This window comes from Aestuariirhabdus sp. LZHN29 (assembly GCF_049985285.1).
Classification (GTDB): Bacteria; Pseudomonadota; Gammaproteobacteria; order Pseudomonadales; family Aestuariirhabdaceae; genus Aestuariirhabdus.
In genome coordinates, this window is sequence record NZ_JBNIEU010000002.1 from 747,174 (window position 1) to 759,472 (window position 12,299).

Sequence of the window (12,299 nt, forward strand, 5' to 3'; positions counted from 1 at the left end):
ATGACGACTCCCTCTGAACAGCCCCGTTTTGGCACCTTGCTGGTCATCGGCTTGGGGTTGATCGGTGGATCTTTTGCCAGCGCGGTACGCCATGCCGGTATCTGTGCGCAGGTATTGGCCTGTGACCGGGATGCCCAGGCGCTTCGTATTGCCAAGGCTCAGGGGGTTATTGACGATTACCGGGAGCATTTGGGCGAGGCGGTCGCCGAAGCTGATATTATTATGCTGGCGGTGCCAATCCTGAGCATGGAGTCGGTGTTGCTGGAGTTGGCGCATTTTAATCTCGATGGCAAGATCATCACCGATGCGGGAAGCTCGAAGCGCTCCCTGCTGGAAGCGGCCGAGGTGGCTTTTGGTGAAATTCCACCGCTACTGGTGCCGGGCCACCCCATTGCCGGTTCTGAAAAAAGTGGAATACAAGCCGCGCAAGCGGAGCTGTTTTGTGGGCACAAGGTACTGGTGACTCCCCACGCCATGATTGACCACGGTGCCCTGGCGGTGGTTAAGGCGTTATGGCGGGCGACGGGCGCTGAAGTGCTGGAGATGGATGTGCAGCGCCATGATGAGGTGCTGGCTGTCACCAGTCACTTGCCGCACCTGTTGGCGTTTTCGTTGGTCGATACCCTCGCAACCGGGCGAGACAATCAGGAGATCTTCCGTTACGCTGCGGGCGGTTTTCGCGACTTTACCCGTATTGCCGCCAGCGACCCAACGATGTGGCATGATATTTTTATCGCCAACAAGGACGCGGTGCTGCGTGCATTGCGCGACTTTACCCTAGATCTCGATAAGCTGCGCACGGCGATCGAATCGGAAAACGGCCAGTACATGCTGGGCGTATTTACCCGTGCCAAAGTGGCGCGTGACCATTTTACAAAGATGCAATCTCGAAAGGCTTATATGGAACCCATGACCCAACAGGATATCTGTTTCATTGCTCGACCCGGCGGCGCTGTGTGCGGAGAGATCCGCGTACCCGGTGACAAATCCATCTCCCACCGCTCAATTATGTTGGGCTCCCTTGCCGAGGGCGTTACCGAGGTGGAAGGGTTTCTGGAGGGGGAGGATAGCCTCGCGACCCTTCAATCCTTCCGTGATATGGGGGTTGTTATTGAGGGACCTCACCAGGGTAAAGTCACCATTTACGGCGTGGGTATGCATGGTCTCAAACCTGCGCCGGGACCACTCTACCTGGGTAACTCGGGTACCGCTATGCGCCTGTTTTGCGGATTGTTGGCGGGGCAGGCATTCGACACCACTCTTACCGGTGATGAATCGCTCTCGTCGCGCCCCATGGGGCGAGTAGCCAACCCCCTGGCGTTGATGGGGGCTGTGATTGATACCCAGAGTGAGGGGCGTCCCCCGTTGAATATTCGGGGTGGTTTACCACTCAAGGGTATCGAGTATTCGATGCCGATGGCCAGTGCCCAGGTAAAGTCCTGTCTTTTGTTGGCGGGTATGTATGCCGACGGTGAAACCCGGGTGATAGAGCCGGCACCAACAAGGGATCATACCGAGCGCATGCTCGGTGGTTTCGGCTATCCGCTGACCGTTGAAGGAAACAGGGTGACGATCCGTGGTGGGGGCTCCCTTAAGGGGTGCCATATAGAGGTACCCAGTGATATTTCATCGGCGGCCTTTTTTATGGTAGCCGCCAGTATCGCCCACGACTCTGAATTGCTGATTACCCATGTTGGCATCAACCCGACTCGCATCGGGGTGATCAATATATTGCGCCAGATGGGCGCAGATCTGACGCTGGAAAACGAACGTGAGGTGGGCGGTGAACCGGTGGCGGATATCCGTGTGCGCTCGGCGCAGCTTAAAGGGATCGAAATCCCGCAAGATCAAGTGCCGCTGGCGATCGATGAGTTCCCGGTGCTTTTTGTTGCCGCCGCCTGCGCGGAAGGGCGCACGGTGCTCAAAGGCGCCGAAGAGTTGCGGGTTAAAGAGAGTGATCGGATACAGGTAATGGCCGATGGCCTCGAAACCCTTGGTGTGAAGCTTACAACCCGTCCCGATGGAATCGAGATTGAGGGGGGCGCGCAGATCGGCGGTGGTGAGGTGGAGAGCCATGGTGATCACCGCATCGGTATGGCTTTCGCTGTGGCGGCTTTGCGCGCCAGCGGAGAGATCCGTATCCGCGATTGTGCAAACGTAGCCACCTCCTTCCCCAATTTTGTCGAGCTGGCCCAGTCAGTCGGCTTTCAATTGCACACAGAAGAGTAAGTTATGACTGAAGAATCAAGCAGCCGGGTCCCGGTGATTACCATCGACGGTCCCGGTGGGTCAGGAAAGGGAACCATTAGTGCCTTGCTGGCGCAGAAATTGGGCTGGAATCTGCTCGATAGCGGAGCCCTGTACCGGCTGGTGGCGTTATCGGCGCAAAACCATAATGTTGCGCTGGACGATGAAGATTCGCTGCGGGTGATGGCAGAGCACCTCGATGTGCAGTTTGTTACTGCGCAGAGCGATGGGCTTCAGGTAGTGTTGGAGGGGGAGGTGGTGAGCAAAAGTATGCGTACAGAGGAGTGCGGTGTCGCTGCCTCCAAAGTTGCTGCCCAACCTGCGGTGCGAACCGCTCTGCTAAAGCGCCAACAAGCGTTCGCCGAAGAGCCTGGGCTGGTTGCCGATGGGCGCGACATGGGTACCGTCGTGTTCCCTCAGGCACCCCTTAAGGTGTTCCTGACCGCCAGTGCCGAAGTCCGGGCCGAGCGTCGCCGTCGTCAGTTGCAAGAAAAGGGCATTGATGTTAGCATTCAGCGCCTTTTGGCTGATATCCGGGAACGGGACGAGCGCGACACCAATCGTGCCGTGGCGCCCCTTAAGCCTGCAGAAGATGCAGTGTTACTGGATGGCACCAAATTGACTATTGAAGAAGTACTCGAGCGAGTGTTGAGTGAAGTCGCCAAGCGCGGTTTGATCTAGCAGTCGCCTACCGGGGGTGCAAAGCCGTAGCGCCAGAGACGCGGCATTGCACCCTTTTGCTATTTGACCCCTCACGCTGGCAGTGTGGTGGAGGCCGAACAGGGCTTTGTATAGCGCTGGAACGCCGTAGACTTTTACTAACAGGAATCACAATGAGCGAAAGCTTTGCAGACCTTTTTGAAGAGAGCCTAAAAGGCCTCGACATGAAACCAGGCGCTATCATCAGCGGCTTGGTAGTAGACATCGACAGCGACTGGGTAACCGTTCACGCGGGCCTGAAGTCCGAAGGTGTTATTCCGCGCGAGCAGTTTTTGAGTGACAGCGGTGAACTGACTATTGCGGTCGGTGACGAAGTACAGGTAGCGCTGGACGCGGTTGAAGATGGCTTTGGTGAAACCAAGTTGTCCCGTGAGAAAGCCAAGCGCGCAGAGTCCTGGAAAGTACTTGAAGCTGCATGCGAAGCCGGAGAAATTGTTAAGGGTGTTATCAACGGCAAGGTCAAAGGCGGCTTTACTGTTGATGTTAATACCATCCGTGCCTTCCTGCCAGGTTCCTTGGTTGACGTGCGTCCTGTGCGTGATACCACTCACCTGGAAGGCAAAGAGCTTGAGTTTAAAGTTATCAAGCTGGACCAGAAGCGTAACAACGTTGTTGTTTCTCGTCGTAGCGTACTCGAGACCGAGAACAGTGCTGAGCGTGACGCCCTGCTCGAATCCTTGCAAGAGGGTCAAGAGATCAAGGGTATCGTCAAGAACCTTACCGATTACGGTGCGTTCGTTGATCTTGGCGGCGTTGACGGCCTGCTGCACATCACCGATATGGCCTGGAAGCGCATTAAGCATCCGAGCGAAATCGTTAACGTTGGCGATGAGATCGACGTTAAGGTACTCAAGTTTGATCGCGAGCGTAATCGTGTATCCCTCGGCCTTAAGCAGCTGGGTGAAGATCCATGGGTTGCCGTTAAGAACCGTTTCCCAGAGGGTGCTCGTACTACGGGCCGCGTAACCAACCTCACCGATTACGGCTGCTTTGTTGAGCTGGAAGAGGGTGTTGAGGGTCTGGTACACGTCTCTGAAATGGATTGGACCAATAAGAACGTTCATCCATCCAAGATTGTTCAGGTGGGTGACGAGGTTGGTGTTCAGGTTCTGGATATTGACGAAGAGCGTCGTCGCATCTCCCTGGGTATCAAGCAGTGTAAAGCGAACCCATGGGAAGAGTTCTCCAGCAAGTTCAATAAGGGCGACAAGATCAGCGGTAGCATCAAGTCTATCACTGACTTCGGTATCTTCATTGGTCTGGAAGGCGCAATCGATGGTCTGGTGCACCTGTCCGACATCTCCTGGAACGAAGTTGGCGAAGAAGCCGTACGCAACTACAAGAAGGGCGAAGAGCTGGAAACCGTTATCCTCTCCATCGACCCTGAGCGTGAGCGTATCTCTCTTGGTATTAAGCAGTTGGAAGACGATCCATTCTCCAACTTTGCCGCGGTCAACGAGAAGGGTGCCATCGTTAATGGTGTTGTGAAGGAAGTGAACGCTAAGGCCGCTACCATCACTCTCGCCGAGGAAGTTGAAGGTACTCTGCGGGCGTCTGAAATTAGCCGTGATCGTGTCGAAGACGCGACCAACGTGTTGAAAGTCGGCGACGCCGTTGAGGCCAAGATCGTGAGCGTAGATCGCAAGAACCGTGTGATCAGCCTCTCTATCAAAGCCAAGGACGATGCCGATGAGAAAGCAGCAATGAAAGAGCTGCGTACTCAGGAAGTCGCTCCTGCCGGTCCGACCACCATCGGTGACCTGATCAAGGCGAAGATGAACAACAAGGACTAAGTGACACCTTGTTGATAAAAAGGCACCTTCGGGTGCCTTTTTTTGTTGTTACTGGTGGGCGCTCGCTGGCCAGTATGCGAGCAGTTCTGTTCGGCCAATTTTTCCCCGGCTGGCTATATTCTGTGCGATTTTCTGCTATCGAGCGTCAGAGTGAGCGAACCTCATCCAAATAACGTTAATATGTCCTTAATAATCAAACAGTTACTTGATTTATTTATAGCGATTGGCTATTTTTAAAGCATCCGTGAGAAGGGGCAAGGATAAAAATGACCAAATCGGAACTAATCGAACGTATCGCAGAGAAGCAAAGGCAGCTGTCCGTTAAGGATGTGGAGCTGGCTATTAAGACCGTGCTCGAGCAGATGTCCCAGACCCTGGCGGTAGGTGAGCGAATTGAAATTCGAGGGTTTGGCAGTTTTTCCCTGCACTTTCGAGCACCTCGTATTGGTCGTAACCCCAAAACGGGGAATTCGGTTCGTCTGGAAGGCAAGTATGTGCCCCACTTCAAGCCAGGAAAGGAGCTTCGCGAGCGGGTGAACCTGAGCTTGCAGGAGCAATAACCAACACAGGGATATCGGCTGCGCGGTTTGTTTTGCGGCGTCCACCTCCTATAATTTCGCTATCCGATGGCTTTGAGGGTTATCGGTTCATTATCTTGTAGAAATTGACCGTCGGTTCGGGGGGCAAATGCAATCATTGATCACATGGCTGAAGTGGCTGTTCTTTGCAGCGGTTCTCCTACTAATTTTGGTAATGGCGGTGGAATTTGTCGCCTCCAACGCCGGCCTGGTCACCATCAGTTACCTTGGTTACCAAACTCCTGACGGGAGTCTGGCGTGGTATCTGTTGTTGGCGTTTGTGGTCGGCGGACTGCTTGGAGTCGTGTCCGCATCTTTCGCTGTATCGCGTCTGTGGATGCGCAATAAGAGCCTGGGTCGAAAACTCGCGCGACGAACTGCCGAGTTGAAGAGCCTTCATGAGAGCGTCATCAAAGGAACGGACTGATGCCGGAGTGGGGATTGCTGCTACTACTGCTCGCAGCGATTGCAATTGGTTATGCGTTGGGGCGCATCGACCGGGAAAGGAAGCGTCGGAAACAGGCTGAGAATCTTTCTCAGGAGTATTTTGTCGGCCTCAATTTCCTGCTCAATGATCAGCCCGACGAGGCGATTGAGACCTTCATTCGGGCGCTGGATATTACCAGTGACAGTGCCGAGACCTTCGAGACTCGTATCACCCTGGGTCGTTTGTACGGGCGGCGTGGGGAGACAGAACGAGCGATTCAGGTTCATCAGGGATTGTTGGCCAAACCCAGTCTCAGTTATCAGCAGTCCTTGAGAGTGCAGCTTGAGTTGGCCAGGGACTACCTGTCGGCGGGCCTGCTTGATCGTGCCGAAGCCTTGTTAAGGGATATATCCAAAGCCGAAAACAACATCCGCTTCGACGCTCTGGCGTTGCTATTGGATATCTATCAGCAGGAGAAAGAGTGGCAGCGGGCGATCGATGTCGCGCGCCGTTTGTTGGGTAAGGGGGAAGCCTATTACCGCAATCGAATGGCACACTTTTATTGCGAATTGGCTCAGCAGTCCCTCGATCGGAGGGAGTATCACGATGCTCGCGATAAGCTACGTGAGGCGCTCGATACGGATCGTGATTCGGTCAGGGCCAGTTTGTTGATGGGGGGCATGGAGTATGATCAAGCCAATTATCGGGCGGCGAACAAGTCCCTGCAGCGAATCGCCCAGCAAGACCCAGAGTTTGTGTCGGAGTCGATACCCCTGCTGGTCAAGGTTGATCGCAAATTGGGTCGCTTTCAGTCGATCAATGGTTATCTGACGCGTTGCCTTAAAGAGCACCCCTCCACTGCCGTCATGCTGGCCTTGGCGGAGGGCATACACCGCTCACAGGGTAACGATCGCGCGGGCCGATTTATTATTAACCAGTTAGTCAGGCGCCCCTCCCTGAAGGGGCTTTACGGGTTGATCGACCTTCATCTGGAGCAGTTGGAGGGCAGTAGTCGGGAAAACCTGAGTTTGCTGGCCAATCTGGTAGCCCGGGTTATTGCCAGTAAGCCGGTGTATCGGTGTGGACAATGCGGTTTTAGCGGTAAAGAGCTGCATTGGCAGTGCCCAAGTTGTAAGGAGTGGGGGACGGTAAAACCCATACGGGGTATTGAGGGCCAGTAAGGCTGGCTTTACAATAGCGCCGAGCCCTGACTTGTACTATTTGGCTTCCCGTCGTTGCTTGGTTGGCCAACCCAGGTCAGGCAACCTTTGCTTTCCACTGTTTTACGGACCTCCCGATGTCACCGATTATTGTTGCTCTTGATTATCCTGATAGTGCTACCGCGATTACCCTGGCGCAGCGCCTGGACCCTGCCCGGTGTCGGTTGAAAGTGGGTAAGGAACTGTTTACCTGTGCAGGACCTGGAGTGGTTGAGGCGTTGCACAAACTCGGGTTTGAGGTGTTTCTTGACCTCAAGTTTCATGATATTCCCAACACCGCGTCGAAAGCGGTTAAAGCCGCAGCAGAGCTTGGCGTATGGATGGTCAATGTCCATGCCAGCGGTGGTCGTCGCATGATGGCAGCGTGCCGCGAAGTGCTGGAACAGCGTGCCGGGGTAAATCCCCTGCTGATCGCGGTGACGGTATTAACCAGTATGGAAAAGCCGGACCTTGCTGATATCGGTCTTGATATCGATCCCCTCGATCAGGTTCGTCGTTTGGCTCGGTTGACCCGGGACAGTGGCCTCGATGGGGTGGTCTGCTCGGCGCAGGAGGTGACCATGTTGCGGGAGGAGCTGGGCAATGACTTCTCGCTGGTAACGCCAGGCATTCGACCTGTTGATAGCGATAAGGGTGACCAGCGCCGGATAGTCACGCCACAGCAGGCGTTGGCGATGGGAAGCAGTTATCTGGTCATTGGTCGCCCCATCACCCAGGCCGATGATCCTGCCCACGCCCTGGACGCGATTCTTTCGTCCCTTAATTAGGCGTGGTTTTGCCGCCACAAAGCGTACTGGGCGGGCACGGAATCCGATGGATACCCTGCAAGATCTGATCTCCCGCTGCCGGGCTCCCTGTGCTTACCCCGACTCCAGCAGGGGACTACCTCCGGGTAACTATTCCTGTCCCTGTCTATACTCATTTTGGCGCTAATCTCCTTGCCAGCGGCGTTGGGTGATCGGCTATCGGGTTGACGAACGATCTCCTTGCTGGCTGCGCCGTAGTCCTTGCGCGGAGGTTCCAATGAGATTCTTTTTGTTGTGTTTGCTGATGCTGCCGCTGGGGAGCAACGGGGCAGAGCTGCTTCGACCTTACCCCTTCCACGATCTGCTTAAAAATGGTGCTTCTTGTCAGGTTTGTCCAGAGATGGTGCGTTTGCCAGCTGGCGATTTTTATATGGGAGCTTTTCCCGGAGACGGTCACAGCGATGAGCGCGGGCCCGGTGGGGTGCCATTTTCCGTCACTATCAAGCGCTCTCTGGCGATGTCGGTGAGCGAGGTGACGCGCCGAGAATATAACGCCTTTATTGCGGCCAATCCGGATCACTCTTCCGGACCCCGCTGTGGGGGCTTCGTAGCAGGCCGGTTTTCTGGTGATATTCAGCAGGGATGGCGTGCGCCCGGGTTTGATCAGGGCGAAGAGCATCCTGTGGTTTGTATCGGGTGGCAGCAGGCCCGGGCTTACGCCCGTTGGTTATCGGAGATCACAGGGAGATCCTATCGGCTTCCCACCGAAGCGGAATGGGAATACGGTGCCCGGGCTGGCTCCATCACCCGCTATTGGTGGGGCAATCAAATGGTCAGCGAGCACGTTAACTGTGGCAGGCCTCAGTGCGACACAGAGTTTTCAGCGACCGCACCGGCCAGGGCGTTAGACAGCAATGGTTTCGGTCTCTATCACACCCTGGGGAACGTGTGGGAGTGGGTTGAGGATTGCTATCAGGCCGACGCCTATACACTGCACTTCAGGGATTACCCAAAGGCGGTGAGTGGTGGTGAGCGTTGCAAGCGGGTAATACGAGGCGGCTCCTGGAACGAAGGTGACTGGAGCGTACGTGCCTCCAATCGAGAGGGGTGGTTACCCGAGCGTCCACTCAACGACATAGGTTTCCGAGTGGTTCGTGATGGCGGCGATATGCCCATCTGAGTCCGCTGTTGAGGTGTCTGTAAATTTTACATACTCGATCGACGAGTCTTGTTTTTGATGATTTCGTGTTTGTAACTATTTATTTTAATTAGCAAAAGTAATGGTGGACTGTTAATTGCTGCCCTTTGCAGTAGTTGGCAGTAGATCGCTCTATTTTTCCCGTTTGTAGCGTTAAGAGGTAGCGCTTCATGGATAAAGTGATTATTAATGCGGCCCTTACCGGCATGGTCCCCACTCGGGACGACACCCCTTTTGTCCCCTTAACGACTGATGAAATTGTGGCTGATGCGGTGCGCGTTGTGGCCGCTGGTGCGTCGGTATTGCACCTGCACATTCGTTATGAAGATGGCGAGCCCGCCTACGAGCTGGAGCGTTTCAGGGAGCTGTTTACTGGAGTACGCAGGGCGTGTCCGGGGGTCATTATCAGCGGTTCTACCAGTGGTCGCACGGTGAGTGAGCTGGATAAACGTGCCCAGGTGCTCGATGCGGGACCCGATCTGGGTTCCTTAACCATGGGCTCGCTTAATTTTCCCAAGCAGCCGTCGGTGAATGCCCCGCAAACCATAGTGGGGCTTGCTCGTAAGATGTGTGAACGGGGGATCGTTCCCGAAATAGAGTTATTCGATCTTGGGATGGTGGACTATACCCGCACCCTGATTGCCAGAGGGGAGCTCAAGCCGCCCTTCTACGCCAACATACTACTGGGTTCCCTGGGTACCCTGGGCAGTGGAGGTTTTAATCTGTCGATGGTGGTGAACGCGCTTCCGGACGGCATGATATGGTCCGGGGCCGGGATCGGCCGCTATCAGTTTGAGATGAACTGCCTGGCTCTGGCAATGGGTGGCCATGTGCGAGTTGGGTTGGAGGACAATATCTGGATGGACCCGCTCACCAAACGGGATCTCGCTTCCAATGTGCGTCTGGTCGAACGGGTGGTGAGTGTGGCGAGGGCGATGGGTCGTGAACCGGCCTCAAGTGCAGAGGTTCGGACCCTGCTGCAACTGCCCTTGGTGAAAGCAGCATGAGTTCGCTCGCGGTCCAGGCGTTGGCAATCGAGCCGTATCGATCTACCGACATGGATGAGCTGGCAGGATTTCGATTCGAAGCCTGGTGCGATGCAGGAATAGATCCTGCAAAGTTTCCCTCCCAACAATGGAGTGATCCCCACGATCATTTGCGCCTGCATTGGGTGGTGCGAGAGCGGGGCCGTATTATTGCCTCGGCCTCCCTTGGGATTCACGAGCGCTTGCTGGATGTCGACGAGGCGGAGGTTTATATTGCGGCGGGACTTGAGGGGGAGGGGCCCGTTGGTGCCCCCGCACGGGTGGCAGTATTATCGGCCTATAGGAAGCACGGTTATGCTTCCCTGCTGCTCGATCAGCAAGATAGTGCTATGGACGACGCCGGGGTTCGCTATGCGGTGCGCCAGTCCTCCCCGTCGATGCAGCGGTTGCTGATCCCCCGGGGCTGGGTCGACTATGGCTCGGCACCTCCCGATCCGCGCTTTCCCGGTGTTGATTTTCATATCATGCGCCTGGATCTGGCATGAGTGGTGTGATGCAGGCACCGGCGCTGGCGACCCGCTTGCAGCAGGGGTTGCAGTGGCGTTGGCAGGGATGGTTACGGCAGCGCCAGCGAGCGCATTTGAAATCTCTCGACCGCCAGGAAAATGCCCGCTTTAACAGCGCAACCCCAACACTGTTATTTGTTAGCGAAAGCCTGGAGCAGGATCATTTTTATCGCTGCCTACTCGATTGGATGCGGGTTCATCGGCCACAGCTCAGGCAACACGTACGCCTCGACCGTATGCCATGTCAGGCCCGCGAGCATGGTAATGTTGCCCTGCTTCATGCCTGGGTACAGGACCCGGTGCGAGAGCGGGATCCGGAGTTATGGCGTCAGCTGGGTGAGCTGGAGGGGCAGGTGAGGTCCAGCGGTGGCGAAGTCGTTCAGCCTGCTCGTGTATTGTCTCATTCCGAGCGGGTGAGCATGATGCAGAGACTATCGTCTGCCGGGGTACGGGTGGCACGTTCGGCGGTTCTCGATGAGCAGTTTCCTGAATCCCTTGCCGGTTTAGGGTATCCATTGATTGTGCGGCCACGTTACGGTCACGGAAGTGGTATGCAGCGAGTGGATGAGCGAAAGGATATCGACACGGGGTGGGCGCGATGGAAGTCGGATCCTGCCGCATGGGTGGCGATGGAATACATCGATGTGATGGATGACGATGGATATTTTCGCAAGTACCGCTATCTGCAGGTCGGTCACCAGGGTATGCCCCGGCACTTGATGCGTGCCAGTCATTGGGAGGTGCGCCCGGAAGGTCGCATTCGTGATCCACAGGCGCAGGAGGAGGAGTTGGCCTACGTATCGGGCACGGTCCCTGAAGCCGATCTCTTTACCCGTGCAGCGAGAGCGCTGGAGTTTGATGTTGCCGCTTTCGATTACAGCTATGACGCCAACCGGGAACTGGTCATCTGGGAGGCAAACCCCTATCCGGATATCGGTCTGCCGGATGAACGGGTCTCCCACTATCTACAGGCAACCGTAGAACGTTCCTGGGCGCTCTACTGCGATTACTATGCCGCGCGTGCGGGACTGGTGTAACGAACGGCCTATTCCGTAGTGGTTGGCTCGGTTGTTTCAATCAAATAGACCACGAAAGCCCCCTGCTCAATACGCCAGCGGATATTGAGCTCCCACAGATACATACCATAGCTACGCGACGGGTTTTCCTGCAGGTAAGCCGGTCGAGGGTCCTGCTGGAGGATCTGCTCGATCAGCGGCTTCAGCTCTCGTTCGGTGCGGTGCTGGTATTGGGCGCAAAACTGTTCCGTTGCGGGCGTGAACTGTACCGGAGTGCCTGCTCCAGGCTCGGGTGCAAAGCCTCCACGGGCATCCGCAATGATATCTGCATAGGGCAGGTAGGGTTTAATGTCCACAACCGGGGTTTGATCCAGCAGGTCGATGCCGGATATCTCCAGCAACACGCGCCCCTCTCTTTCAATAATGCCCTCTAGACGAACCACCGACATCCCCAGTGGGTTGGGACGGTGGGTTGAGCGCGTGGCAAACACGCCCATGCGTTTTTTTCCGCCCAGACGTGGAGGCCTGATGGTCGGGCGCCAGCCCTCATCCATCGTTTGGTGGAAAATAAAATGGATCCAAAGGTGGCTAAACCCCTCGAGTCCCGCCAGTGCCTCGCGCCGGTTATAGGGGGCCAGTAGCTCGAGTTTCCCACGTGCTGCATTAACCAGCCCGGGTTGGCGGGGAATACCGAACTTCTGCCGGAAGCAGGAGTGGATGATACCTATCGGCTTAAAGGTAACGGATGCTATGCTCACAGCGGTGAAAGAGGTTCCCGTGGGTTAAGGTACAGTGGAAATGG

12 protein-coding genes are annotated in these 12,299 nt (G+C 55.8%); 11 read left to right on the forward strand and 1 reads right to left on the reverse strand.

All coding sequences use genetic code 11. From position 1 onward, the window contains the following. From ACP3PW_RS10270 to ACP3PW_RS10320, 11 genes are all read left to right on the forward strand, one after another. Nucleotides 1–2,229, forward strand: coding sequence for a bifunctional prephenate dehydrogenase/3-phosphoshikimate 1-carboxyvinyltransferase (locus ACP3PW_RS10270; protein ID WP_426416598.1), 2,229 nt, complete (start codon nt 1–3; stop codon nt 2,227–2,229). A 3-nt stretch (nt 2,230–2,232) separates the two neighbouring features. After that, entirely contained in the window at nt 2,233–2,928 is a 696-nt protein-coding gene (gene cmk, locus ACP3PW_RS10275; protein WP_426416599.1) for a (d)CMP kinase, read from the forward strand. Between the two features lie 152 nt (nt 2,929–3,080). After that, nucleotides 3,081–4,760: a 30S ribosomal protein S1 gene (rpsA, locus tag ACP3PW_RS10280; protein ID WP_426416600.1), complete on the forward strand. Its 1,680-nt coding sequence runs from the start codon at nt 3,081–3,083 to the stop codon at nt 4,758–4,760. Nucleotides 4,761–5,026: 266 nt separating this feature from the next. Next, nucleotides 5,027–5,320, forward strand: a complete 294-nt coding sequence (gene ihfB / locus ACP3PW_RS10285) for an integration host factor subunit beta (RefSeq protein ID WP_426416601.1) — start codon at nt 5,027–5,029, stop codon at nt 5,318–5,320. A gap of 127 nt (nt 5,321–5,447) precedes the next feature. Further along, nucleotides 5,448–5,765 (forward strand): LapA family protein, encoded by a 318-nt coding sequence (locus ACP3PW_RS10290; RefSeq protein ID WP_426416602.1) that lies wholly within the window; start codon nt 5,448–5,450, stop codon nt 5,763–5,765. Beyond that, on the forward strand, nt 5,765–6,946 hold the full coding sequence (lapB, locus tag ACP3PW_RS10295) for a lipopolysaccharide assembly protein LapB (RefSeq protein WP_426416603.1): 1,182 nt from the start codon (nt 5,765–5,767) through the stop codon (nt 6,944–6,946). Before ACP3PW_RS10290 ends, lapB begins: the two co-directional genes overlap by 1 nt. 116 nt (nt 6,947–7,062) lie before the next feature. Further along, nucleotides 7,063–7,752 carry an orotidine-5'-phosphate decarboxylase gene (pyrF, locus tag ACP3PW_RS10300; RefSeq protein WP_426416604.1) on the forward strand — a complete coding sequence of 230 codons (690 nt, stop codon included), beginning with the start codon at nt 7,063–7,065 and terminating at the stop codon, nt 7,750–7,752. Between the two features lie 256 nt (nt 7,753–8,008). Beyond that, nucleotides 8,009–8,911 carry a formylglycine-generating enzyme family protein gene (locus ACP3PW_RS10305; RefSeq protein ID WP_426416605.1) on the forward strand — a complete coding sequence of 301 codons (903 nt, stop codon included), beginning with the start codon at nt 8,009–8,011 and terminating at the stop codon, nt 8,909–8,911. A gap of 188 nt (nt 8,912–9,099) precedes the next feature. Then, a complete protein-coding gene (locus tag ACP3PW_RS10310) occupies nt 9,100–9,936 on the forward strand; it encodes a 3-keto-5-aminohexanoate cleavage protein (protein ID WP_426416606.1) in 837 nt (278 codons plus the stop codon). Further along, nucleotides 9,933–10,460, forward strand: a complete 528-nt coding sequence (locus tag ACP3PW_RS10315) for a GNAT family N-acetyltransferase (RefSeq protein ID WP_426416607.1) — start codon at nt 9,933–9,935, stop codon at nt 10,458–10,460. Before ACP3PW_RS10310 ends, ACP3PW_RS10315 begins: the two co-directional genes overlap by 4 nt. Next, on the forward strand, nt 10,457–11,518 hold the full coding sequence (locus tag ACP3PW_RS10320) for a hypothetical protein (protein ID WP_426416608.1): 1,062 nt from the start codon (nt 10,457–10,459) through the stop codon (nt 11,516–11,518). Before ACP3PW_RS10315 ends, ACP3PW_RS10320 begins: the two co-directional genes overlap by 4 nt. Nucleotides 11,519–11,526: 8 nt before the next feature. On the opposite strand, the gene tsaA is transcribed toward ACP3PW_RS10320, so the two are convergent. Continuing rightward, nucleotides 11,527–12,255, reverse strand: coding sequence for a tRNA (N6-threonylcarbamoyladenosine(37)-N6)-methyltransferase TrmO (gene tsaA / locus ACP3PW_RS10325; RefSeq protein WP_426416609.1), 729 nt, complete (start codon nt 12,253–12,255; stop codon nt 11,527–11,529). Nucleotides 12,256–12,299: the final 44 nt, after the last annotated feature.